The following is a 24,884-nucleotide window of genomic DNA, read 5'->3' on the forward strand; positions in this document are numbered from 1 at the left end:
GGGTGCGACGAGGATCGGGAGCGAGGAGGGGGCGTCGGCGTTCTGTCCGGTTCTGTCCGCCCCTCCCAGTGTGGGCATTCCGCGTCACATCGGCCACGCGCACCGCGCGGCGCGGCTCAGGGCTGCGCGTCGTACCAGGTCAGCAGGGGTGCGGGAGGCGGAGGCAGGCCCGTGCGGAATGGACTCGGGGCCCGTTGTCAGTGGTGGGTGACAGCATGTGAACCGACCGCTCGCAACTCCATGACCCGACCAATCGGCCACCCGCAACTCCGTGACCCGGACCAACCGCACCCATAGCCCGACCGCGTCTCCAGGGAATCCGTATGAAGCACGCCGAACACCGCTGCGTCTGGGCGGACAGCTCCGACCTGATGGCCGCCTACCACGACGAGGAGTGGGGCCGCCCGTCGCACGACGACCGCTACCTCTTCGAATTCCTCGTCCTGGAGGGCGCCCAGGCCGGGCTCTCCTGGTCGACCGTGCTCAACAAGCGGGCCAACTACCGGCGGCTGCTGGACGGATTCGACCCGGTGCGGATCGCCGAGTACGACGAAGGCAAGCTGGCGGAGCTGCTCGGCGACCCGGGCATCGTACGGAACCGGCTGAAGGTCGCCTCGCTGGTCAAGAACGCCCGGGCCTTCCTCGCCGTACAGAAGGAGTTCGGCTCGTTCGACGCCTACCTCTGGCAGTGGACCGACGGAAAACCGGTCGTCAACCGGCCGGGGCCCGGCGACCCCCTTGCGACCAGCACCGAGCTCTCCGACCGGATCAGCAAGGACCTCAAGCGGCGCGGCTTCACCTTCGTCGGCACCACCATCGTCTACGCCTATCTCGAAGCCGTCGGCGTCGTCGACGACCACTGGGCGGGCTGCCCGGCAGCGGCGTCGGTACCGCTGCCGGGCTGAGCCGACCGACCGTGACGACCCGGCCCAGGCTGTCAGCTCCTGGCTGTCAGCTCCTGGCCGCCGGCTCCTTGCCGCCGTCCCGGGACGGCGGGACATCCTGCTGCTCCCGGGGCCCGGCGGCCTCGCCGTCCGCAGCACCCTCCGGCCGGTCGTCCATCAGCGTCGCCTCGTCGAACGGCAACCGGCCGGCCAGCACCTCCACCGCCCGCGCCTTGTCGATCTCCTTCGTCCAGGTGCCCACCAGCACCGTCGCGACCGCGTTCCCGGCGAAGTTCGTCATCGCCCTCGCCTCACTCATGAAGCGGTCGATGCCCACGATCAGGCCGACCCCGTCGACCAGGTCGGGGCGGTGCGACTGGAGACCTCCGGCGAGCGTGGCGAGGCCCGCGCCGGTGACGCCCGCCGCGCCCTTCGACGCGACGATCATGAAGAGCAGGAGCGAGATCTGCTCGCCGCCGCTCAGCGGCTTGTCCATCGCGTTGGCGACGAAGAGGGCCGACATCGTCAGATAGATCGCGGTGCCGTCGAGGTTGAAGGAGTACCCCGTCGGGACCGTGATCCCGGCGACCGGCCTGCTCACGCCCAGATGTTCCATCTTCGCGATCAGCCGCGCCAGCGCCGACTCCGACGACGAGGTCGAGAGGATCAGCAGGAACTCGCGGCCCAGGTACTTCAGCAGCATGAAGATGTTCATGCCCGCGATCAGCCGCAGCAGCGCGCCGAGCACGACGAAGACGAAGAGCGCGCAGGTCAGATAGAAGCCGATCATGATGACGGCCAGTGACTTCAGCGCGTCCACGCCGGTCTCGCCGACCACCGCGGCCATCGCGCCGAACGCGCCCACCGGGGCCGCCCACATGATCATGGCGAGGATCCGGAACACCAGCCGCTGGATGTGCTCGATACCGCGCAGCACCGGCCGCCCCGCCGGGCCGATCGCCTGGAGCGCGAACCCGCAGAGCAGTGCGATCAGCAGCGTCTGAAGGACCTGGCCCTCGGTGAAGGCGGAGATCATCGTCGTCGGGATGATCCCGAGCAGGAAGTCCGCGGTGGAATCCCCTCCACCGGTGGCCTGCGCGGCGCCCGCGTGCCGCACCGCCTCGGTCAGATGCAGCCCGGAGCCCGGCTCCAGTACGTTCCCGACGACGAGGCCGATGGCGAGCGCCACCGTCGACATCACCAGGAAGTAGCCGAGTGCGAGACCGCCGACCGCGCCGACCTTGGCCGCCTTGCGGACCGAGCCGACCCCCAGCACGATCGTGCAGAAGATGATCGGCGAGATCATCATCTTGATGAGATTCACGAACCCGGTGCCCAGCGGCTTGAGTTCGACGGCGACCCCGGGTGCGGCGAAGCCGACCACGATGCCGAGCACCACCGCGGCGATCACCGCGAGATACAGATAGTGCGTACGGTCCCGCTTCTCTGCGGACACGCTTGCCTCCTCGTGCAGGTCCGGTCCACGTCCGGTCCACGTCCGATCCACATCCCTGACCATCCCGGTGGATCCCCGCGACTCTCCAACAGCCTGTGACCGCGGTCACCCTTACGTGCATTTCGTTCACGCATTTCGCAGCGTGCAGACTGTCGGCCATGCGCATACGCACCCCCCGGCCCCGCAGCCTGGCCGGCCAGCTCTTCGCGATGCAGGTCGTGCTGGTCGCGGTGATCGTGGCCGGGTGCGCGGTGTTCAGCTATGTGTCGGACCAGCGCCAGGCCCAGGCGGCCGCCCGGCGCCAGGCCACCGCTGCCGCGACCGCCGTGGCGCTCTCCCCCTCCGTGCGCCGGGCGACCGTCTCCGACGACCCGTCGGCGGTGCTCCAGCCGTACGCCGAGCAGGTGCGCCGCTCCACGGGGGTGGCCTTCGTGACGATCATGGACGTGCACGGGATCCGCTGGACGCACCCCGACCCGGCCCGGATCGGTGAGCACTACCTCGGCCACACCGCGGAGGCGCTGCACGGCAGGACGTACGCCGAGACGTACACCGGCACACTCGGCCCGTCCGCCCGGGTCGTCACCCCGGTCCGGGCCGACGGCAGCGCGCACGGCAGAGTCACAGGACTGGTCAGCGCGGGCATCACCGTGGACCGGATCGACGCGCAGCTCCAGGCGCAGGTGAGTGTGCTGCTCTGGTTCGCGGGGGTGGCCCTCGCGCTGGGCGGCATCGGTACGTACGTCATCAACGCGCGGCTGCGCCGGCACACGCACGGGATGAACCCGGCCGAGCTGAGCCGGATGCACGACTACCACCAGGCCACCCTGCACGCCGTACGGGAGGGGCTGCTGATGCTGGACAGCGGCCGCCGTATCGCGCTCATCAACGACGGCGGCCGGGAACTGCTGGGGCTCGGCGACGACGTGGTGGGCCGCAGCGCCGCCGATCTGGGGCTGCCGGCCCCGCTCACCGGGCTGCTGCTCGCCGACGGGCCCCGGGTGGACGAGGTGCATCTGACCGCCGACCGGGTCGTGGTCGTCAACAGCCGCCCTGTCTCGTCGGGCGAGCACCGGGGCACGGTGGTCACCCTGCGCGACCGCACCGAGCTCCAGGCGCTCGCCGGCGAGCTGGACTCGGAGCGCGGTTTCACCCAGGCGCTGCGCGCGCAGGCCCATGAGGCCGCCAACCGGCTGCACACCGTCGTCTCCCTGATCGAGCTGGGGCGGGCCGCGGAGGCGGTGGAGTTCGCCACCGGGGAGCTGGAGCTGGCGCAGACCCTCACGGACCGGGTGGTCGGCGCCGTGGACGAACCGGTGCTGGCCGCACTGCTGCTCGGCAAGGCGGCGCAGGCCAACGAGCGCGGGGTCGAACTGGTGCTGGCCGATGACAGTGTCCTGGACGACGGACTGCTGCCCGCCCGCGACCTGGTCACGGTCCTCGGCAACCTCATCGACAACGCGGTCGACGCCGCCCAGGGCAGCGAGGGCGCCCGGGTCACCGTGACGGTGCGCGCGGCGGACGGCGAGCTGCTGATCCGGGTCCGCGACACCGGTCCTGGCGTCGCCCCGGGCGACGACGTCTTCCGGCTCGGCTGGTCGACGAAGAGCACCGGCCGGGGCCTCGGCCTGGCCCTGGTCAGGCAGACCGTCCAGCGGAGCGGGGGTACGGTCACGGCGGCGGGCCCGGAGTTCGTCGTCCGGCTGCCGGTCCGACAGGAGGTGACCCCGGCGTGATCAGGGTGCATGAGGTGACCCCGGGTGGGGACAGGGTGCATGGGGTGACCCCGGCGTGATCAGGGTGCTGGTGGTCGAGGACGACCCGGTCGCGGCGGACGCGCACGAGCTGTACGTGGGCCGGGTGCCCGGGTTCACCGTGACCGGAAAGGCCCACTCCAGGGCGGAGGCCGTGCGGATCCTGGACCGCACCCCCGTCGACCTGCTGCTGCTCGATCTGCATCTGCCCGACGGCCACGGCCTCCAGCTGGTCCGGTCGCTGCGCACCGCGGGGCACAGCGCCGACGTCATCGCGGTGACCTCGGCGCGCGATCTCGCCGTCGTACGGGAGGGGGTCTCACTCGGTGTCGTGCAGTACGTGCTGAAGCCGTTCACCTTCGCCACCCTGCGGGACCGTCTGGTGCGGTACGCCGACTTCCGGGGGGCCGCGGCGGGCGAGGCGAGCGGCCAGGAGGAGGTGGACCGGGCGCTCGCCACCCTGCGTACGCCCGAACCGGCCTCGCTCCCCAAGGGGTTGAGCGCGCCGACGCTGGAGGCGGTGACCCGCACACTGCGGGCGGCGGCCGGCGGGGCCACGGCCACCGCGACCGGGGAGGCGGTCGGTATCTCGCGGATCACCGCGCGCCGCTATCTGGAGCATCTGGTGACGACCGGCCGGGCCGTGCGCCGCCCGCAGTACGGGCAGATCGGGCGCCCGGAGCTCCAGTACCGCTGGCTGAGCCGGCCGTAGCGGCGCGTACCGGCTTTCCGCACGGCCCGGCGGCCGGCGGGACGGGTGACGGGACGGGCGGCCGGGGCACCTCAACAACGTTGTCATGCAAAGGCATTGACCTTGAATTGCGGGCCGCCATACCTTCGCCGGGCAGCCGCTGACCGCGGTTCGCGCCAGAGGAGGTCGTGCCCGTGCGCCCCACCGCCCCGCTCATCCTCGCCGCCGCAGCCACCGTCATCGCCGCGGGATCGCTCACCGCCTGCGGCAGTGGATCCGGCAGCGATCCGGACACCGTCAAGGTCGCCTACAACCGGAACACGGACAACAACGTCCGCTTCAAGGACCAGTTCCTGGATTCCATGAAGAAGCAGTTCGAGAAGGCACACCCCGGCAAGAAGATCGAACTCGTCCCCATCCAGGCGCCGGACGACGACTACGCGACCAAGGTCCAGCAGATGATGCGCTCCCCCAGGACGGCGCCCGACCTGGTCTACGAGGACACGTTCCGGATCAACTCCGACATCAAGGCCGGGTATCTGCGCCCGCTGGACGACTATCTGGCGAAGTGGCCGGCCTGGAGCCATTTCGTGGACACCGCGAAGTCGGCGGCGAAGGCCGGGGACGGGAAGACGTACGGCGTCCCGGACGGCACGGACACCCGCGGGCTCTGGTTCAACAAGAAGCTGTTCGCCAAGGCGGGGCTGCCCGCCGACTGGCACCCGAAGAGCTGGGCGGATGTGCTGGACGCCGCCCGCACCATCAAGAAGAAGCTCCCGGGCGTCATCCCGCTGAACGTCTACACCGGCAAGGCGCCCGGCGAGGTCGCGGTGATGCAGGGCTTCGAGATGCTGCTGTACGGGACCGGCGCCGACCCGCTCTACGACCCGGCGGCGAAGAAGTGGGTCGCCGGGGGCAAGGGCTTCAAGGACGCGCTCAACTTCGTACACACGGTGTACGGCGAGAAGCTGGGCCCCGACCCGTCGGACGCCCTCGACGCCAACATCAACACGACGGTGGGTACCGAGTTGCTGCCCGAGGGCAAACTCGCCATCGATCTGGACGGGTCCTGGCTCGGACAGCTCTGGCTCGGCAACGGCACCAAGAAGTGGCCGGAGTGGAGCACCACGCTCGGGCAGGCTCCGATGCCCACCCAGCGCGGGCAGGCACCCGGCGCGGTCTCGATGTCCGGCGGGTGGACCTGGGCGATCCCGCAGAAGTCCAAGAACGCCGCGCTCGCCTGGGAGTTCATCCAGCAGATGCAGCAGAAGGAGAACGCCGTCCGGTGGGACATCGCCGACGCGCAGATCGCGGTGCGCGACGACGTGGCGGCGGACCCGAAGTATCTGAACTCCATGCCGGGCATCAAGTTCTTCACCTCCCTGGTGAAGAACACCCACTACCGGCCCGCGCTGCCCGTCTATCCGCAGGTGTCGTCCGCGATCGGCGAGGCCCTGGAGTCGGTGACCACCGGTGACTCCACTCCGGCCGGTGCGGCGAAGTCGTACGACGACCAGCTGAAGTCGGTCACCGGCGGCGCGGTCGTCGACAGGACCGGATGAGCACCGCGAGCCGGACGGGCACCGCGTCCGGCACCGTCACGGGCGCCGGGACGGGTGCTGGGGCGGGCCCGGGGACCGGCACTGGGACGGGAGTGCGGCGGCAGCCGGTCCGCTGGCTGCCGCTGGCCCCCGCCACGCTTCTGCTGCTGCTCTTCCTGGCGGGGCCCATCTGTTACTGCGTCTACATCGCCTTCACCGACATGCAGCTCACCGGCTCGTCCCACACGGACTTCGTGGGCCTGGCCAACTTCCGGCGGGCGCTCTCCGACGCGCGGTTCCGTAACGCCGTGTGGCTCACCCTGGTCTTCACCTTCGTCTCGTCGGTCGTCGGCCAGAACACGCTGGGGCTGGCGCTGGCCGGTCTGATGCGCCGCGCCTCCCGTCCGCTCCGCACGCTGACGGGTGCCCTGGTCATCACGGCCTGGGTGCTGCCGGAGATCGTCGCGGCCTTTCTGCTGTACGCGTTCTTCCGCCGCGAGGGCACGCTCAACGCGGTGCTGGGCTGGCTCCATCTCCCGGGCCAGAACTGGCTGTTCACCCTGCCGATCGTCGCCGTGTCGTTCGCCAACGTCTGGCGCGGCACCGCTTTCTCGATGCTCATCTACTCGGCGGCGCTCGCGGAGATCCCCGAGGAGATCACCGAGGCCGCCGAGGTGGACGGCGCGAGCGGCTGGCGGGCGGTGTGGCACATCACGCTGCCGATGATCCGGCGTTCGATCGGCACCAATCTGATGCTCAACACCCTCCAGACTCTCTCGGTGTTCGGACTGATCTGGGCGATGACCCGCGGCGGCCCCGGCGACCGGAGCCAGACGCTGCCGGTCTTCATGTACGACGAGGCGTTCAACAAGAGCCTCATCGGCTACGGCACCGCGGTGGCGCTGCTGCTGCTCCTGGTGGGGTCGCTCTTCTCGGTCGTCTATCTCCGGCTGATGAAGGTGGAGGTCTGATGCCCCCGGTGCATACGGTGCTGTCCCGCCGCACCCGGCGCAGGCTGGCAGCGGACGCGGCGCTGCTCGTGGTGGCCGCCGCGTTCGTACTGCCGCTGGCCTGGCTGGTGCTGGCCTCGTTCGACGACGGGGCGAACCTGCGGGTACGGGTGCCGGCGTCGCCCACCCTGGACAACTTCTCGGCGGTCCTCACCGACGAGATCACCTTCACGCCGATGCTCAACAGCCTGGTGCTCTGCGGCAGCGCGACGGTGCTGACGGTGGTCTGCGCGGTCCTCGCGGCGTACCCGCTCTCCCGCTACCGCTCGCGGTTCAACCGGCCGTATCTGCTCACGATCCTCTTCTCGACCTGTCTGCCGATCACCGCGGTCATGGTCCCGGTGTACGGACTCTTCGTCCAGGTCAATCTGATCGACACGGTGTACGGCACCGCCCTCTTCCTCGCCACATCCCAACTCCCTTTCGCCATCTGGCTCATGAAGAACTTCATGGACGGTGTCCCGAAGGTGCTGGAGGAGGCGGCCTGGACGGACGGGGCGTCCATGGCACAGACTCTGCGGCGGGTGGTGCTGCCGCTGATGGGGCCGGGGGCGACGGTCGTGATGATCTACACGTTCATCATGCTCTGGGGGAACTTCTTCGTCCCGTTCATGCTGCTGCTCAGCCCGGACCAGCTGCCCGCGTCCGTCACGATCTTTACGCTCTTCGGCAACTACGGATCAGTGGCCTACGGTCAGCTGGCGGCCTTCTCGATCCTCTACTCCACGCCCGTTCTGGTGCTGTACATCCTGATCTCACGGCGGCTGGGCGGCGGCTTCGCGCTGGGAGGGGCGGTCAAGGGGTGAGCCCGGAGGGAGGCGAGACGGAGATGGCCACCCCCCGTACTTTTCTCCACATATCAAGACTGTGTGAACAACCCGTATTCGCGGGACCACACTTGCCCTTACCGTGTGCCCGTGCACCAGACCCCGCCCTTCGATGCTCCCGCCGCACGCCGCCTCCGCGAGGCGCTGGGCATGGCACCCGGCCACGTCGCCTACGGGCTCCGTGCCCAGTACGGACTGCTCGTCACGCCGGATGTGGTGGCCGCCTGGGAACGCGGCCTCCAGTCACCGACCGCACGGGAACTGACGGCGCTCGCCGGGGTGCTGTGGTGCTCCCCCGGTGACCTGCTGATGGAGGCGGTCACCCTGCGCGAACACCGGCTGGCCCGCGGGATGGCGCCGGAGGACGTCGCCCAGCAGGTCGGCATGGACACCGGGGCGTATCTCAAGGCCGAGGAGTCGGGCCGCTGGCGGGGCAACGAACGCCAGTCGGCCGCGCTCGCCGAGGCCCTCTCGCTGACCCCTGCGGCGTTCCTGACCGCGACGGGCCGCGACGGCGAGCTGGCCGGGATCCTGACCAGTGCGGTGACAACACGCTGGCAGGCCCACGTCAAAGCCATGGCCAAGCTCGTACCGCTGTCCCGCCCCGAGCTGGAGCGGGTGCTGGAACAGCTGCACTCCGACTACCAGGCGCTGATGGTGGCGACCCTCAGCTGGGGGTCGACGGAGTCGGCCGGTGCGGGCGACGCGGGGCAGGCGTTCCTGGACGCGATCGTGCCGCGGTTCTGGGAGCTCGCCGGGGACTGAACAGGGGACTGGACAGGGGACTGGACAAAGGGCCCTAGAAGACCGACTCCGCCTCGTACATCCGGCTCTCGTCGACCGTCTTCAGATGGGTCACAGCGTCCGCCAGCGGCACCATCGCGATGTCCGTGCCGCGCAGCGCCGTCATGTTGCCGAAGTCGCCGCGGTGCACCGCCTCCACCGCGTGCCAGCCGAAGCGCGTCGCCAGGACGCGGTCGTACGCGGTGGGGGTGCCGCCGCGCTGGACATGGCCGAGGATGACCGGCCTGGCCTCCTTGCCGAGCCGGGTCTCCAGCTCGACGGCGAGACGGGTGCCGATACCGGCGAAGCGCTCGTGTCCGAACTGGTCGATGACGCCCTTCTCGTACGGCATGGATCCCTCCGCCGGGTGTGCGCCCTCGGCGACGCAGATGACCGCGAACCGCTTCCTGCGGGAGAAGCGCTCCTCGACCATCTTCACCAGGTCGTCGACCTCGAAGCGGCGCTCCGGCAGGCAGATGCCGTGGGCGCCGCCCGCCATGCCGGACTCCAGGGCGATCCAGCCCGCGTGCCGGCCCATGACCTCGACGACCATCACCCGCTGGTGCGACTCGGCAGTGGTCTTCAGCCGGTCGATCGCCTCGGTCGCGACACCGACGGCCGTGTCGAAGCCGAAGGTGCGGTCGGTGCCCGAGATGTCGTTGTCGATGGTCTTGGGGACGCCCACCACGGGCATCCCGGCGTCGGAGAGCATCCGGGCCGCGGTGAGGGTGCCCTCGCCGCCGATCGGGATGAGCGCGTCGATGCTGTACCGCTCGGTCAGCTCGGCGCAGTTCTCGGCGGCCTCGCGCAGCCGGTCGCGCTCCAGGCGGGCGGAGCCGAGGATGGTGCCGCCGCGGGCGAGGATGCCGCTGACCGCATTGAGGTCGAGGGGGCGGTAGTGGCCGTCCAGCAGGCCCTTGAAGCCGTCCTCGAAGCCGATGACTTCGTCGTTGTGCCCGGCCACGGCACGGTGCACGACCGACCGGATGACGGCATTGAGACCGGGGCAGTCGCCGCCCGCGGTGAGGACTCCGATGCGCATCGTGCTGATTCTCCTGCTCCTAGTGGTACCTGCGAGCCGTGCCGATTCTTCCACGGCCGCTCACCGTGGGGTCGTCGCGGCCGTCCCGTACGCAGGCGTGGACAGGCGGCCTAGCCAGCCCCGAGGGTACTGTCAAGAGGGCGCGCGGGGCCCCGGCGAGCGCCCCCCGGGTCCCGGCGGCGCTGTCCGGGAGGCCCGGAAACACCAGCACGAGGCACATGAGGCAGAGGACGGAGAACACGCGTGACGCGCAGCGTGTACGTGACCGGGATCGACCGCGGCGACGGCCGCCAGGTCGTCGAGCTGGGGGTCATGGAACTCCTCACACGCCAGGTGGACCGGGTCGGGATCTTCCGGCCGCTGGTGCACGACGGTCCTGACCGGATGTTCGAGCTGCTGCGGTCCCGCTACCGGCTGAGCCAGGACCCGGCGTCGGTGTACGGCATGGACTACCACGAGGCGTCCGCCCTCCAGGCCGAGCAGGGCACCGACGAGCTGGTCTCGCACCTGGTCGGCCGCTTCCACGAGGTGGCGCGCGGGTACGAAGTGGTGCTCGTCCTCGGCACCGACTTCGCCGCCACCCAGCTCCCCGACGAGCTGGCCCTGAACGCCCGGCTGGCGAACGAGTTCGGTGCGTCCGTGATCGCCGTCGTCGGCGGCAAGGGGCAGCCGCCCGAGTCCGTACGCTCCGAGACCCGTAACGCCTACCGCGCGTACGAGGCGCTGGGCTGCGACGTCATCACCATGGCGGTGAACCGGGTGGCCCCGGGCGACCGCGCCGAGCTGGCCGCACAGCTCGCCACGCAGCTTCCGGTGCCGTGCTCGGTGCTGCCCGACGAGCCGGCGCTGGCCGCGCCGACGGTCGCCCAGATCAGCCACGCGCTGGGCGGCACCGTCCTGCTCGGCGACGAGGCGGGGCTGGCCAGGGACGCGCTGGACTTCGTGTTCGGCGGGGCCATGCTGCCGAACCTGCTGAACGCGCTGACGCCCGGCTGCCTGGTCGTCACCCCCGGCGACCGGTCGGACCTGGTGGTCGGCTCGCTCGCCGCGCACAGCGCGGGCACCCCGCCGATCGCCGGTGTGCTCCTGACGCTGGACGAGCGTCCCGGTGAGGCGATCCTCAAGCTGGCCGGGCGGCTGGCGCCCGGCACCCCGGTGGTCGCCGTGACGGGCGGTTCGTTCCCGACCGCGGGTGAGCTGTTCGCCCTGGAGGGCCGGATGGACGCGGCGACCCCGCGCAAGGCGGAGACCGCGCTCGGCCTCTTCGAGCGCCATGTGGACACCGCGGAGCTGCTCGACCGGCTCTCGGTGGCCCGCAGCGGCCGGGTCACTCCGATGATGTTCGAGCACGAGCTGCTGGAGACCGCGCGGGCCGACCGCCGCCGGGTGGTGCTGCCCGAGGGCACCGAGGAGCGGGTGCTGCGCGCCGCCGACATCCTGCTGCGCCGCGGGGTCTGCGACCTGACGCTGCTCGGTGATCCGGAGACCGTCCGCAAGAAGGCGGCCGACCTGGGCATCGACGTATCGCTCGCCGATGTCACCGACCCGGTGACATCGGAGCTGCGCCAGCGGTTCGCCGAGGTGTACGCGAAGCTCCGCGCGCACAAGGGCGTCACGGTCGAGCTGGCCTACGACGTGGTCGCCGACGCCTCGTACTTCGGCACGCTGATGGTCCAGGAGGGCCTGGCCGACGGCATGGTCTCGGGCGCGGTGCACTCGACGGCCGCCACGATCCGCCCCGCCTTCGAGATCATCAAGACGAAGCCGGACGCGTCGATCGTCTCGTCGGTGTTCTTCATGTGCCTCGCCGACAAGGTGCTCGCGTACGGCGACTGCGCGGTCAACCCCGACCCGGACGACCGGCAGCTGGCGGACATCGCGATCCAGGCGGCGGCGACCGCCGCGCAGTTCGGTGTGGAGCCGCGCATCGCGATGCTCTCGTACTCGACCGGCACCTCGGGCTCGGGCGCGGACGTCGACAAGGTGCGCCGGGCCACCGAGCTGGTCCGGGCGGCCCGGCCGGATCTGCTGATCGAGGGGCCCATCCAGTACGACGCGGCGGTCGAGCCGTCCGTTGCCGCCACCAAACTGCCCGGGTCGCCGGTCGCGGGACAGGCCAGCGTGCTGATCTTCCCCGACCTCAACACCGGCAACAACACCTACAAGGCCGTGCAGCGCTCGGCCGGCGCCGTGGCGGTGGGCCCGGTGCTCCAGGGGCTGCGCAAGCCCGTCAACGACCTGTCGCGCGGCGCGCTCGTCGAGGACATCGTCAACACCGTCGCGATCACCGCGATCCAGGCTCAGGGCGAGGGCCGGAGCCGGGCCCAGGAGGGATCCGTATGACCGCCACCCGTGTTCTCGTTCTCAACTCCGGCTCCTCGTCGCTGAAGTACCAGCTGCTGGACATGGCGGACGGCAGCAAGCTGGCGACGGGGCTGGTCGAGCGGATCGGCGAGGCGGCCTCGCGCTGTGTGCACACGCTCCTCGCACACGGCGGCTCCACCCGAGACTCCACCCGTGAGCAGAGCGGCCATATCGCGGACCACGCCGCGGCGCTGAAGGCCATCGCGGCCGAGCTGGACGCCGACGGGCTCGGTCTGGACTCCCCCGAGCTGGCGGCGATCGGCCACCGGGTGGTGCACGGCGGGCTGCGGTTCACCGCTCCGACCGTCGTGGACGACGCGGTGCTCCAGGAGATCGAGCGCCTGGTGCCGGTCGCCCCGCTGCACAACCCCGCGAACATCATCGGCATCCGCACCGCCCGCGAGCTGCGCCCCGACCTTCCCCAAGTGGCCGTGTTCGACACCGCGTTCCACACGACGATGCCGGAGTCCGCGGCCCGGTACGCCATCGACGTGGAGACCGCGGACGCCCACCGCATCCGCCGGTACGGCTTCCACGGCACCTCCCATGCGTACGTCTCGCGGAAGACCGCCGCGCTGCTGGGCCGGACACCCGACGAGGTCAACGTCATCGTGCTGCACCTCGGCAACGGGGCGTCGGCGTCCGCGGTGGCGGGCGGGGTCTGTGTGGACACCTCCATGGGGCTGACGCCGCTGGAGGGCCTGGTGATGGGGACGCGTTCCGGTGACATCGATCCGGCCGTGATCTTCCATCTCACCCGGGTGGCCGGAATGTCCGTGGACGAGATCGACGCGCTGCTCAACAAGAAAAGCGGTCTGGTCGGGCTCTGCGGGGACAATGACATGCGGGAGATCGTCCGCCGGATGGACGAGGGCGACCGGCGGGCGGAACTCGCATTCGCCATCTACATACACCGGCTGAAGAAGTACATAGGGGCTTATACCGCGGTACTCGGCCGGGTGGACGCGGTGGCATTCACCGCGGGCGTCGGCGAGAACTCGGCTCCGGTGCGTGCGGCCGCCGTCGCGGGGCTCGACGGGCTGGGTCTCGCGGTCGACGCCGGGCTCAATGCCGTGCGTTCCGACAAAGCCCGGCTGATTTCTCCGGAGGGTTCCCGGGTGGCTGTGGCCGTGGTTCCGACGGACGAGGAACGTGAAATCGCGCAGCAGGTATACGCCTTGGTGAATGACTGACACCTGAGCGCCCTGCCGCCCATTTGTACTTTCCGCCAGACGGAATATTCCGTTGCGAAACAAACCGATAGGATCCGCCTCATGCGCCGTTCCAAAATCGTCTGCACACTGGGCCCAGCCGTCGACTCCTATGAGCAGCTGAAAACGCTCATCGAGGCCGGCATGAATGTGGCCCGTCTGAATATGAGCCACGGGTCCCACGCGGAGCACGAGGAGCGGTACCACCGCGTCCGCAAGGCTTCCCAGGACACCGGCCGCGCCGTGGGGGTACTCGCCGACCTCCAGGGCCCCAAGATCCGCCTGGAGACCTTCGCCGAGGGCCCCGTCGAGCTGGTACGCGGTGACGAGTTCACCATCACCGCCGACGACGTCGCGGGTGACAAGACCATCTGCGGCACCACCTACAAGGGCCTGCCCGGCGATGTCGTCAAGGGCGACCCGATCCTGATCAACGACGGCAACGTCGAGCTCAAGGTCGTCGAGGTCGAGGGCCCCGAGGTCAGGACCATCGTCATCGAGGGCGGTGTCATCTCCGACCACAAGGGCATCAACCTGCCCGGCGCAGCGGTGAACGTCCCGGCCCTGTCCGAGAAGGACATCGACGACCTGCGGTTCGCGCTGCGGATGGGCTGCGACCTGGTCGCGCTCTCCTTCGTGCGGGACGCGAGCGACGTCATCGACGTGCACAAGATCATGGACGAGGAGGGCCGCCGGGTCCCCGTCATCGCCAAGGTCGAGAAGCCGCAGGCGGTCGCCCACATGGAGGGTGTCGTCGCGGCCTTCGACGGGGTCATGGTCGCCCGTGGCGACCTGGCCGTCGAGTACCCGCTCGAAAAGGTCCCGATGGTGCAGAAGCGCCTCATCGAGCTCTGCCGCCGCAACGCCAAGCCGGTGATCGTCGCGACCCAGATGATGGAGTCGATGATCACCAACTCGCGCCCGACGCGCGCCGAGGCGTCCGACGTCGCCAACGCCATCCTCGACGGCGCCGACGCGGTCATGCTCTCCGCGGAGTCGAGCGTGGGCGCGTACCCGGTCGAGACCGTCAAGACGATGTCGAAGATCGTGGTCGCCGCGGAGGAGGAGCTGCTCTCCAAGGGCCTCCAGCCGCTGGTGCCCGGCAAGAAGCCGCGTACCCAGGGCGGTTCGGTGGCCCGTGCGGCCTGCGAGATCGCGGACTTCCTGGACGCGAAGGCGCTGGTCGCCTTCACCCAGTCCGGCGACACGGCCCGCCGCCTCTCCCGCTACCGCACCTGCCAGCCGATCCTGGCCTTCACCACGGACGAGGCGACCCGCAGCCAGCTCGCGCTGAGCTGGGGCGTCGAGGCGTACGTGGTCCCGCACGTGGACAACACCGACGCGATGGTCGAGCTGGTCGACGCCGAGCTGCTGAAGCTCAAGCGCTACAGCGACGGCGACCGCATGATCATCACCGCGGGCTCGCCCCCCGGCGTCCCCGGCACCACCAACATGGTCCGGGTGCACCACCTGGGCGGCGAGGACACCCAGAGCTGACCCCCCGCTCCGTACGGCTGTGGCCCGCACCCCCTCACCGGGGTCGCGGGCCACAGCCGTACGGGGCGGACACCGGTTGGTCTGCTTGCTTCACACGGCTGCTTCACGCGACTGCTTCACGCGACTGCTTCACACGGCTGCTTCACACGGCTGCTTCACACGGCACACGGAGTCGTGGCCGGGAGGCGGCCGGCGCGGAAGGCCGCCGGTGACACTCCCATGAGTGTGTGGAAGTCGGCCGTCATATGGGACTGGTCGTAGTAGCCGGTGTCGGATGCGAGGCCCGCCAGCCTCGCGGAGCCCGCCCCGGCCAGTACGGTGCGGACGCGCTGGATCCGGGCGAAGCGCTTGGGCGGCAGACCGATCCGGTCGGTGAACAGATGGCGCAGGTGGCGTTCGCTGACCGACAACCGCCGGGCGAGCGCGGCGACCCGTTCGCCCGTGGTGGACAGCGAATCGACGGCCTCGCGGAGCAGCAGGTCGTGGGCGTCCGTGCCGCGTGACTCCGATCCGTGGTGCAGGCTTTCGAGCAGTGCCTCCTCGATGCTCCGCAGAGCCGGTCCTGGGGCGGTCAGCTCGTTGAGCCGGTGTGCGAGCCGGGTCGCCCGGTCGCCCCACAGGTCGGTGAGCGGTACGGCCCGGTCGCGCAGTTCGCTGACCGGGACACCGAACACCGGCCTGGCCGCGCCAGGACGCAGCCGGACCCTGACGCACATCGGCAGTTCCTTGCCCGGATGGCAGGAGGCCCGGCTGCGCGGGCCGACCACGCGCAGGTCGCCGTCCCGCGCGCCGGTCCTGCGGTAGACCAGTGCGGTGGCGGCGTCGGGCAGGTGCACCAGTGGCAGAGCGCTGTCGGGCCGCATCAGCGTCACGTCCGCGATCCAGGGCCGGAGCGCGGGCGTCGGGATCATCGCGTTCACGCCGGCCGCTCCGGGGCACTGCCGATTTTTCCTATAGCCGTGCGGCAGCGGGCGGCAGAGTGCTCGGCATGATCCTTGTTACGGGTGCGACAGGCACCATCGGCACTGAAGTGGTCCGGATCCTGGCAGAGCGCGGCGAGCGGGTCAGGGCCATGACGCGGAATCCTCAAGGCGCGCGTCTGCCCGCGGAGTTGGTACAGGCGGTACAGGCGGATTACGGCAACCGTGACTCCCTCGACGCCGCGGTGGCCGGGGCCGACGCGGTCTTCCTGCTGAACGCGCCGGGTCCCTGGATCGAGCAGCACGACCTGGCGATGCTCGACGCCGTACGGTCCCACGGCGTCGGAAGGGTGGTGAAGCTGTCGGCCATCGGCACCGGCGAGAACACCGGGCTCCGGGTCGGCGCCTGGCACCTTCCCGGCGAGCGGGCGCTGCACCAGGGCGAGGCGGCCTGGACGGTCCTGCGGCCCAGCAGCTTCGCCACCAACACCCTGCACTGGGCCTCCCTGATCCGGTCGGGGCAGCCGGTTCCCAATCCGACCGGCGACGGCGCCCAGGGCGTGATCGATCCACGTGATGTCGCCGAGGTCGCGGTCGCGGCGCTGACCACGCCGGACCACGCGGGCAGGACGTACACCCTGACAGGTCCCGAACTGCTGAGCCTGCCCGACCAGGTGGACGTCCTGCGGAAAGTGCTCGGCCGCCCGATCGAGATCGTCGACGTGCCGCTGGACGTGGTGAAGCAGCAGCTGATCGCCGCCGGCCGGGACCCGGAGTTCGCCGAGGGCGCGGTGCACGGACAGCGGTTCATCGCCGAGGGGGGAAACGCCCGGCTGACCGGTGACGTGACGGCCGTGCTCGGCCGCGCGGCGCGCACCTACGCCACCTGGGCCGGCGACCACCGGGACACGTTCGGCGTATGAGGACTGCCCCGCCGCCCCCGGCTTCCCGTTCACCACCCGCCCCTGCCGGACATGAGTGGGTCCCCCGCTCTCTCAGGAGTGCCGGTGATAGGCCTTGTTGGCGATGCGCCAGCTGTTGTCGGCGCGCGCCAGCAGGAAGATATCGGTGAACGTGTCCGCGCCGTGCCGGAGGGTCATGGTGGCGGTCGCGACGGTGCCGTGGACGTCGACTGCGTCGATGCGGCGGGAGCGGGCCGGTTCGTCCGGGGCGGGCCGCCCCTGGAAGAGAGCGCAGTACTCCGCCAGGCGCCACGAGACGAATGCGCCGTCCCGGATTCCCTCGATATGGGCGGTGGGCAGGAACGCGTCGCGGAAGTGGACGGGGTCGCCGGTGGCGTGTCCGCGGATGTACGCGCGGAGCGGTTCGAGCACCGCGTCCTCCACGGCGGGGACCGTGGCGGCGACGGCGAAGTCGGCCTCGGGGCCGGCCGGGGTGTGGGCCAGGCCGGCCGCGCCGCGCAGGGGGGTGTCCGACGCGGCGGCCAGCAGGTCCATGTCCTTGGCCAGCGCACCGATGGTGAATTCGGCCGTACCGGCGTCCGGCCGCTCGGCGAGGAAGGAGCGTTTGCGGGCCACGAGCCCACCGAGCTGGCCCAGTTCGAGAACGTCCAGCGCCTGGGCGCGGCTCAGTCCGATGGCCTCGGCCTGCCGCAGTGAGTCGCGCAGCGCGAGTACGGCCCCGGCGAGGCTGTTGTTGGCGATCAGTTTGAGCGCGGCGGCGGTGGAGGCGTCGTCGACGCGTCGTACGGTGCCGAGCGCTTCCAGCACCGGCCGGGCCCGGTCGAGTGCGTCCTGTCCGGCGGCGGCGAGAATCCTCAGGGTGCCGGCGGCGGCAGCCGGTACGGAGCCGAGCACGGGCGCGTGGATGTAGGACGGGCCGCACTGCCGGGCCAGCTCCGACGCCTCGGCGGGAGCAACGGTGCTGGTGTTCAGCACCACCGTGTCCGTGCGCAGCGCGTCGCGGACGTCGTCGAGAACCTGCCGGCAGGCGGGCCCGTCGAACAGTGCCAGGAGTACGAGATCGGCCTTGGCCACGGCTTCGTTCGCGTCGCCGGTCACCTCGGCGGTGCCCGATGTGCGCCCGGAGCGTGTCCAGCCGACGACATCCCAGCCCTGGGCGGCGAGTCGTGCGGCCATCGCGCCGCCCATGCGCCCCAGGCCGAGGACAGCGACGGTGTATGGCGTGTGTGGTGCGGTCATGCACGCAAGAGTGGTGCAGGGCGAAGGCTGCGACAAGCGCAGATTTCGCAGGCCGGCCATGCGAGTTGGGCATACCGTCTGCGCATACCGGCTGTGTGCACCGGCTGTGTGCACCGGCTGTGTGCACCGGCTGTGTGCACCGGCTGTGCATACTCGCCTCCATGGAACTGAGTGTGTGGCGAACGTTCGTGACCGTGTGCCGCCTCGGGTCGCTGTCGGCGGCGGCGGCCGAACTCAGCCACACGCAATCGGCGGTCTCCCGGCAGATAGCCGGGCTGGAGCGGCAGATCGGGGTGCCCCTGGTGGAGCGCCATGCGCGTGGTGTGCGTCCGACAGCTGCCGGCGAGGTGTTCCGGCGCCACGCCCTGGCCACGCTCCATGAGGCCGACCGCGCCGTACGTGCCGCACGGGACGTTCGCGACGGGGCGTTCAGCCGGCCGCTGGCCGTCGGCGCCGCGCCCTCGCTGGCCGCCGGGATCGTTCCCGAGGCCATCCGGGCCCTGCTGGAGCAGACCGGGTCCGTCCGCTGGAGCCTGGTCCCCGGTCTGAGCGCGCAGCTGCACCAGCGTGTGATCGGCGGCGATCTGGACATCGCTGTCGTCACCGACGCACCACCGGGGCTGGCCCATGACCCGCGGGTGGAGCGGCGGTTCCTCGGCCTGGACGAGATGGTCGTCGTCCTGCCCGCCGGCCATCCGCAGGCCGGGGAAGGCCTGGTGCACATCCGGACGCTGGCCGACCAGACCTGGGCCGAGGACAACGACGGCTCGGCGGCCCTGCTGCGCCAGCACGCGGCCCGTGCCGGAGTCAGCGCCCGCATCGACCTCACCGCGGCCGATCTGCTGGGCAAGCTGGCTCTGGTGGCAACAGGGCACGCCATCGCGCTGATACCCGGGGTGCTGACGTGCGCGCTGCGGGCCGACGTCACCACCGTGGGCCTCGTCGATCCCCCGACCCGCGGCATCTACACGATCGCACCACGCCGTGACCCGCACCCCGCCGCGGAGACCCTCCACAGGCAGCTCGCCACGCTGGTCACGGACCGGCCATGACCGGGGCCTTCGTTGGGATCAGGCCGGGCTCGCGGGCCACAGCCGTGTCCCGCGGGCCGTGTGGGGGTCACTCCGGGCCGGACTCACCGGCCCGCCGGTAGTGCAGCAGGACGACGCCGTTACCGAAGCTCCGTGACTCCGCCAGGTCGAGACCGGCGAAGGCCCCCGCCGCCGGGAAGAGCGGCGTGCCCCCGCCGATGAGCACCGGGTGGACGTAGATGTGGAACTCGTCGATCAGCCCGTGCGCCATGAAGGACGCGGCGAGACCGGCCCCGCCGAGCGACAGGTCCCCGCCGGGCCGGGCCTTGAGCGCGCGCACCTCGTCGGGGACCACTTCCCGTACGACGGTGGTGTTCCAGTCGGCCCGCTCCAGGGTCCTGGAGTACACGGTCTTGGGCATCTCGCGCCAGATGGCGGCGAACTCCTTCATCGGCTCGCTGATGGACGGGTCGGCGTCCGCGGTCGGCCAGAAGCCCGCCATCAGCTCATGGGTCACCCGACCGTCCAGGAAGCCGCCGAGCGTCGCCAGGTACGCGTTGACGTGACGGTGGACTTCGTCGTCGATCCGGTGCCAGCTGATGTCCCGCCCGGGTCCTTCGCTGTACCCGTCCAGGGACATCGACATCGTCAGGATGATCTTTCGCATCGCGGTCCTCGCAGGGGTCCGGCCGTAACGGAGTCTCCCGTAACAGGATGGACCGGAACAGGATCACCCGTAACGGGATCTGCCCGGAATGTCACGGGCGGCCCGGAGAATACGCCCGCCCCGCCCGGAAAACCCGTCAACCCGCCACGGCCGCAGCGGACTCGCCGCCCGGCTGCCGGGAGCGGACGGACGCGGCCGCTCCGAGGACCAGCGCGAGGCCCACGGCCAGCAGATGCTCGCGCCCCGCGAGGTTCGGCCTGAGCATCGAAGGGACGACGATCACCGCGGTGGTCAGCAGGGCGAGCACCGGGGCGCGCCGGACCACGGCCAGATAGGCGAAGAGTCCCGCCACGGCGGCGGACGGGCCGGTGTCGAGGACGTGCGCGGTCTCGGGCGGCAGTCCCAGCGGGCCGTGCCCCAGCGCGATCATCACCCGGGCGCCCAGCGTGCCCGCGAGGGACGTGGCGCAGGCGATCAGCAGCGTACGGGTGCGGCCGAGGACGAGTTCGGCGAGCGCGAAAGCGAGAAACAGCTTGGGCAGCCCCGCCCACACGGGCAGCCCGGGGTCCGTGAGGACCAGTGAGACAGGGGTACGCAGCAGGACGAGCGGCAGGGGCAGATCGCCCCGGACCTCGCCGGTCAGCCGTATCGCGACGGCGCCCGTACGGGTCCGTATGAGCTCATGGACGACGATCACCGCGAGGACGGCCAGGATGCCGAGTGCGACGCCGGGCACCCCGCGCCTTCTGAACTCCCGCGCGGGCTCGACCACGATCCGCAGCCACTCGCCGCGCAGCAGGTCCTTGCCGTACGCGGTGAACCGGCTTGCGGCGGCGCGCAGTTGTATTCGCCTGGCGGATCCGTCTGTTCGCCCGGCGGGCTCGGGTATTCGCCCCGCGGGCTCCGGTATCCGCCCGGCGGGCCCGCTCCCGTCGTCGCCGGTCGCACGGCAGCCGTCGACAGCCCCCACCGCTCACTCCCCCATGCTCCCCGCCACCCGATGACACGGGCCACGGCCGCGCCCCCGGACGCCCGCACGACTCCGCGATTCTGCCCCACCGGCCCGGTAGTGCGTGGACTGTAGCCGAGGGGGCTACAGCCTGGGGTCGATCACGATCTTACCGACCTCGGTTCCGTCCAGCACGTACTGCTGGCCGGGCGCCAGGGCGTTGACGGCCTCTTGGGCCCTGGCCATCGGCAACCGGTGCGTGACCAGGGATTCCGCCGCGGCGCCCAGTCGCTCCACCATCAGAAGGGCGCGGTGGAACGACTCGGGGGTGTAGCCGGAGACCGCCACGAGCCGCGCGTCCTTGGCGAGCAGGTGCCGGTAGGGATTGATGCTGGCCTCGCCCACATCGGAGAAGTGCCCGAGCTCCAGGTAACTTCCCCCCTTGCGAAGGCAGGAGAGACCCTCCGGCAGAACCGCGGGAGCCCCCACACACTCCGCAACCGCGTCGAAGCCCAGGCCGCCCGGGCTGGCGGCGATGGCCAGCCGCACGCGTTCCTCGGGGTCGGGCGTCCCGTCGATGCTGATGGTGGTGTCGGCACCGAGCTCTTCGGCGATGCGCAACCGGCGCTCGGGGCCACCGATCGCGACGATGCGGGCGGCGCCCAGAGCCTTGGCCGCGGCGACCGCGAGCAGGCCGATGGTGCCGGTGCCCTGCACGAGCACACTGTCACCGAAGGCGACACCTGCCCGGCGCATACCTTCCACCGGGGTGGAAGCAGGCTCCGCCAGAACCGCCGCTTCCGGGCTCGCCTCGGTGACGAACACCCGCGCCCTGCTGGAGTTGCACAGCACGTACTGTCCCCAGCCGCCGCCCGCTTGACGCTCTTCGGGGACCGAGAAACCGATGACGTCGAAGTTGTCGCAGTCGGGGACCGGCCGCGCACGGCGGCAGGACGGACAGGTGCCGTCCGGAGTCGCCGGCATCACCACAACCCGGTCGCCCGGCCGCACCGGCCGGCCCGTGACGTCCGTCGTGAAATCGGCGCCCGCCTCGGCAACCGTGCCGACGACCTCGTGACCCGGTGTGACGGGGTAGCGGAATCCGGGAATGTCGCCCTGACAAATGTGCAGGTCCGTGGCACAGACGCCGGAAAGCTCGACGCGTACGAGGAGATTGTCCCGCTGCACCTTAGGCATCGGCTGCTCGCGCACGTCGAGGGCGGCGCCGGGGCCTTCAAGCGTGACTACCTTGTTGGTATTCATTTCTCAGCCTTTCTTGTCCTGCTGCTCATGCGATGAGGTGCTCTGTCGTGCTTCCTACGGCCGGGTCGCCGCTTGTTCCGGGTCGGGGTCCTGCATGAGAGCCGACCTGCCACCGTCGACGAGCAGGCTGGTACCGGTGATGAACCCGGCCTCCTGCTCATCGGCAAGGAAGCGGATGGCCCGCGCAACGTCCTGGGGCATGCCGATGCGCCGCACAGGATGCAACGCCTCGACCCGGGCCCGTTCGCGCGCAGGGTCGGCGAAGCCGCCGAAGTACGTTTCGTTGATCGGGGTGTCGATGTAGCCGGGGCACACCGTATTGACGCGGATGCGCTCCGGCGTCAGTTCCAGCGCGAGCGACTGCCCGAGGGCGACCACTCCTGCTTTCGCGACGTTGTACGGGAAGGAGCCGGCCATGGTGGAGAAGGCGTGGTTCGACGCCACATTGACGATGGCGCCCGGCCGTTCCAAGGAGCGCGCCGCAGCCTTCGAGCACAGCCACACGGCTCGCAGATCGAGGTCCATGGCATGCTGCCACTGCGCGATCGACGTGCCGAGCGTCCCGGTGAAGACGTTCGCCCCCGCGTTGTTGACCAGCACGTCGAGTCGCCCGTACACCGCGTGGGCGGTATCGATCAGGTGCTCAGCGGCCCCCTCCTGCGTGAGGTCGGCCGTGGCGACACCGGCGTGGCCGCCCGCACCACGGATGGCACGCAGCGTCTCGTCGCACTCCTCGCTCCGTATACCGTGAACGACCACGCGGTACCTGCTCGCCGCGAACAGTTCGGCCGTCGCCCGGCCGATGCCGCGGGTCGAACCGGTCACCAGGACGACGCGTTCCGACGAATTCATTCCACTCCTTCGTTGCCCCGGGGGACGAACGTCCCGTCACGCAGGCTCGACTCGATCTGTTCCAGGGAGCGCCCGGTCGTCTCGGGCACCCGGAACACGACGAAAACGATCGCGGCGACGTTCAGCGCCGCGTACACCCACAGCATTCCGGTCAAGGAGATGCTGTCGACCAGGGTCAGGGTCGTCATGGAGACCAGGAGGTCGGCCCCCCACAAGGTGGTCGCGTGGGCGCTCATCGCCTTGCCCCGTACCGGAAGCGGGAACAGTTCCGACCCCATGAGCCAGGCGACGACCTGCATGCCCAGGCTGTTGAACGCCATGTAGAGCAACATGAACAACATGACCGCCCACCCGGCGTTCCCGGCGAGTGAAGCCGCGCCCATGACGACAAGGCTCAGCGCGGAGCCAGGCAGGGTCCACAGCATCAGCCGACGCCGGCCGATACGGTCCACGGTCATCGCTCCGAGGATCACCATCAGCGTCTCGACAGCACCGACACCGACGGTCCCGAGCAGTGCAGTCGACTCCCCGAACCCGGATTCGGAAAGGAAGGTCGGCGCGTAATAGACGATGGCGTTGATGCCTGTGACCTGCGCGAACAAGGCCACGCCGAGTCCTGCCAGCAGCGCGGGGCGCAGCCATCGCGCGCTCAGCTTCTCCTTGCGTTTCCCCTGCTCAGGAAGGGCGCTGACCTCGCGAAGCTCAGCTTCCGCCTCTTCGGGGCTCGTGCGCAGCCGACGCAGCACGTTCCTGGCCCGCTCGGGTTGACCGTGCGCGACCAGCCAGCGCGGGCTCTCCGGGAGAAAAGCCGTGGCTGCCACCAGCAGCAGCGCGGGGATGACCGCGACCGCGACCATCCACCGCCAGGACCAGGAGCTGTGGGTCGTATAACCGACGACGGCGGACACCAGCACTCCCGCCGCGATGAGTACCTGGTACATCACCACCAACCGCCCGCGCCGGGACGCGGGCGCGATCTCGGCGATGTAGATGGGGATGACCTGAGACGACCCTCCCACGGCCAAGCCCAGGACGAGGCGCGAGCCGATCAGTATCTCGACATCGGGGGCGAGCGCGGAGCCGACGGTTCCGATCGCGAAGACGGCCCCGACCAGCACGGCCGCGAACTTCCGCCCCCGGCGCTCCGACAGCCGGGCCGAAACGAGGGCCCCGACGATGGCGCCGGCCAGGATCGAACTGGTCACCAACTCCTTTCCCTGGGAGCTGAGATGAAAGTCCTGCGTGATGGACAACAGGGCGGTCGAGATGATGCCCGTGTCGTAACCGAAGAGCAGTCCGGCGACCGCCGCCACGCCCGCGGCGACGCCCAGCAGCCGCCCGTCCCCGGATGCCGCGGATTGCTCTGTTGCCTTTGCGACGCTGTCCGGTGGCATTGGCATGGCCTGAACCTTTCGAAGCAATGGTAGTATCAAATGACTATCAGCGCCGGAGTGCGGGAGTCAAGATCCAGTCGCAGTGACTTGAGGACCGGGTTTCCGGTGTGCATGCCCGCGGCAGCAGCCCGAGCCGTTTTCGCGTCGGGCCGGGGGCGCGGGCCATCGGCCGCACGACCCCGCGGAAGGCCGCAACGTCCCGGTCAGCAGCGCTGCGCCATCAGGCCGGAAGGGATTCCCGGCCCGCTCGCCAGCGGTTCGAGGAGGACGGCGTCAATGAGTGCGGCGAGGGCGGAGCCCTCCGCGGCCGTACAGTCCGGGGACGCGCTCCCTCAGAGCAGTTCTTCCGTCTCGGTCCGGGCGCCTGCCAAGATCGCCCGCAGTTCGCGCAGTTGGGCGGCACGGACGGGCGAAGTGAGCCGCCGGCGGATCACCTGCGGATCGTAGAGATTCCATTCAGCCGGCGGTCGCACCGTGATGCCTGCGGGGCCGGCTCGGGGGATCCAGCAGCGCCCTGTCGGGTGACACGCGCTCTCGGGGACGCGAGCGGGCTCGGCGGCCCGCATACGGCTGTGGCCCGCGCCCT

The 24,884-nt window shown here is 70.5% G+C and carries 21 protein-coding genes; 12 read left to right on the top strand and 9 right to left on the bottom strand.

The window, feature by feature from the left end; all coding sequences use genetic code 11:
* The first annotated feature begins 323 nt into the window (after positions 1–323).
* Positions 324–905, top strand: a complete 582-nt coding sequence (locus OG385_RS07180) for a DNA-3-methyladenine glycosylase I (RefSeq protein ID WP_266852888.1) — start codon at positions 324–326, stop codon at positions 903–905.
* Between the two features lie 46 nt (positions 906–951).
* Here OG385_RS07180 and OG385_RS07185 read toward each other — a convergent pair whose 3' ends face one another.
* Positions 952–2,403: a cation:dicarboxylase symporter family transporter gene (locus OG385_RS07185; protein WP_266852890.1), complete on the bottom strand. Its 1,452-nt coding sequence runs from the start codon at positions 2,401–2,403 to the stop codon at positions 952–954.
* A 95-nt stretch (positions 2,404–2,498) separates the two neighbouring features.
* Between OG385_RS07185 and OG385_RS07190 the strand changes: the two genes are divergently transcribed.
* The 6 genes from OG385_RS07190 (at position 2,499) to OG385_RS07215 (ending at position 8,928) form a co-directional block, all read left to right on the top strand.
* Positions 2,499–4,076: a sensor histidine kinase gene (locus OG385_RS07190; RefSeq protein WP_266852892.1), complete on the top strand. Its 1,578-nt coding sequence runs from the start codon at positions 2,499–2,501 to the stop codon at positions 4,074–4,076.
* Between the two features lie 55 nt (positions 4,077–4,131).
* Complete coding sequence (locus OG385_RS07195) at positions 4,132–4,806, top strand: response regulator (protein WP_266852894.1); 675 nt, start codon at positions 4,132–4,134, stop codon at positions 4,804–4,806.
* A gap of 173 nt (positions 4,807–4,979) precedes the next feature.
* Positions 4,980–6,347 (top strand): extracellular solute-binding protein, encoded by a 1,368-nt coding sequence (locus OG385_RS07200; RefSeq protein WP_266852896.1) that lies wholly within the window; start codon positions 4,980–4,982, stop codon positions 6,345–6,347.
* Positions 6,344–7,297, top strand: a complete 954-nt coding sequence (locus OG385_RS07205; RefSeq protein WP_266852898.1) for a carbohydrate ABC transporter permease — start codon at positions 6,344–6,346, stop codon at positions 7,295–7,297. The genes OG385_RS07200 and OG385_RS07205 overlap by 4 nt, the downstream gene beginning before the upstream one ends.
* A complete protein-coding gene (locus OG385_RS07210) occupies positions 7,297–8,142 on the top strand; it encodes a carbohydrate ABC transporter permease (protein ID WP_266852900.1) in 846 nt (281 codons plus the stop codon). The genes OG385_RS07205 and OG385_RS07210 overlap by 1 nt, the downstream gene beginning before the upstream one ends.
* A gap of 111 nt (positions 8,143–8,253) precedes the next feature.
* Positions 8,254–8,928 (top strand): helix-turn-helix transcriptional regulator, encoded by a 675-nt coding sequence (locus OG385_RS07215; protein WP_266852902.1) that lies wholly within the window; start codon positions 8,254–8,256, stop codon positions 8,926–8,928.
* Positions 8,929–8,962: 34 nt separating this feature from the next.
* Here the strand turns inward: OG385_RS07215 and OG385_RS07220 are convergent, their stop codons facing one another.
* Positions 8,963–9,988: an ATP-dependent 6-phosphofructokinase gene (locus tag OG385_RS07220; protein ID WP_266852903.1), complete on the bottom strand. Its 1,026-nt coding sequence runs from the start codon at positions 9,986–9,988 to the stop codon at positions 8,963–8,965.
* A 243-nt stretch (positions 9,989–10,231) separates the two neighbouring features.
* Between OG385_RS07220 and pta the strand changes: the two genes are divergently transcribed.
* From pta to pyk, 3 genes are all read left to right on the top strand, one after another.
* Positions 10,232–12,331 carry a phosphate acetyltransferase gene (gene pta / locus OG385_RS07225; RefSeq protein ID WP_266852905.1) on the top strand — a complete coding sequence of 700 codons (2,100 nt, stop codon included), beginning with the start codon at positions 10,232–10,234 and terminating at the stop codon, positions 12,329–12,331.
* Positions 12,328–13,545: an acetate kinase gene (locus OG385_RS07230; RefSeq protein WP_266852906.1), complete on the top strand. Its 1,218-nt coding sequence runs from the start codon at positions 12,328–12,330 to the stop codon at positions 13,543–13,545. Before pta ends, OG385_RS07230 begins: the two co-directional genes overlap by 4 nt.
* Before the next feature lie 81 nt (positions 13,546–13,626).
* Entirely contained in the window at positions 13,627–15,060 is a 1,434-nt protein-coding gene (gene pyk / locus OG385_RS07235) for a pyruvate kinase (protein WP_266852908.1), read from the top strand.
* 155 nt (positions 15,061–15,215) lie between these two features.
* Here pyk and OG385_RS07240 read toward each other — a convergent pair whose 3' ends face one another.
* Positions 15,216–15,971, bottom strand: coding sequence for a helix-turn-helix domain-containing protein (locus OG385_RS07240; RefSeq protein ID WP_266860695.1), 756 nt, complete (start codon positions 15,969–15,971; stop codon positions 15,216–15,218).
* A gap of 77 nt (positions 15,972–16,048) precedes the next feature.
* Here OG385_RS07240 and OG385_RS07245 point away from each other — a divergent pair, with 77 nt between their 5' ends.
* Positions 16,049–16,903 carry an NAD(P)H-binding protein gene (locus OG385_RS07245; RefSeq protein ID WP_266852910.1) on the top strand — a complete coding sequence of 285 codons (855 nt, stop codon included), beginning with the start codon at positions 16,049–16,051 and terminating at the stop codon, positions 16,901–16,903.
* Between the two features lie 72 nt (positions 16,904–16,975).
* Here OG385_RS07245 and OG385_RS07250 read toward each other — a convergent pair whose 3' ends face one another.
* Positions 16,976–18,142: a nuclear transport factor 2 family protein gene (locus OG385_RS07250; protein ID WP_266852912.1), complete on the bottom strand. Its 1,167-nt coding sequence runs from the start codon at positions 18,140–18,142 to the stop codon at positions 16,976–16,978.
* Between the two features lie 161 nt (positions 18,143–18,303).
* On the opposite strand from OG385_RS07250, the gene OG385_RS07255 reads away from it, so the two are divergent.
* Positions 18,304–19,194, top strand: coding sequence for a LysR family transcriptional regulator (locus tag OG385_RS07255; protein ID WP_266852914.1), 891 nt, complete (start codon positions 18,304–18,306; stop codon positions 19,192–19,194).
* 67 nt (positions 19,195–19,261) lie between these two features.
* On the opposite strand, the gene OG385_RS07260 is transcribed toward OG385_RS07255, so the two are convergent.
* From OG385_RS07260 to OG385_RS07280, 5 genes are all read right to left on the bottom strand, one after another.
* On the bottom strand, positions 19,262–19,840 hold the full coding sequence (locus tag OG385_RS07260) for a dihydrofolate reductase family protein (RefSeq protein ID WP_266852916.1): 579 nt from the start codon (positions 19,838–19,840) through the stop codon (positions 19,262–19,264).
* A 136-nt stretch (positions 19,841–19,976) separates the two neighbouring features.
* The gene (locus OG385_RS07265; RefSeq protein WP_266852918.1) at positions 19,977–20,810 is read right to left on the bottom strand and encodes a hypothetical protein; all 834 of its coding nucleotides are present in this window, start codon (positions 20,808–20,810) and stop codon (positions 19,977–19,979) included.
* 123 nt (positions 20,811–20,933) lie between these two features.
* Positions 20,934–22,052: a zinc-binding dehydrogenase gene (locus OG385_RS07270; protein WP_266852920.1), complete on the bottom strand. Its 1,119-nt coding sequence runs from the start codon at positions 22,050–22,052 to the stop codon at positions 20,934–20,936.
* Positions 22,053–22,106: 54 nt separating this feature from the next.
* Entirely contained in the window at positions 22,107–22,904 is a 798-nt protein-coding gene (locus OG385_RS07275) for an SDR family NAD(P)-dependent oxidoreductase (RefSeq protein WP_266852922.1), read from the bottom strand.
* Positions 22,901–24,304, bottom strand: coding sequence for a sugar porter family MFS transporter (locus OG385_RS07280; protein ID WP_266852923.1), 1,404 nt, complete (start codon positions 24,302–24,304; stop codon positions 22,901–22,903). The genes OG385_RS07275 and OG385_RS07280 overlap by 4 nt, the downstream gene beginning before the upstream one ends.
* Positions 24,305–24,884: the final 580 nt, after the last annotated feature.

The sequence above is a fragment of the Streptomyces sp. NBC_01306 genome (assembly GCF_026340465.1).
In the GTDB taxonomy this organism is placed as follows: domain Bacteria; phylum Actinomycetota; class Actinomycetes; order Streptomycetales; family Streptomycetaceae; genus Streptomyces.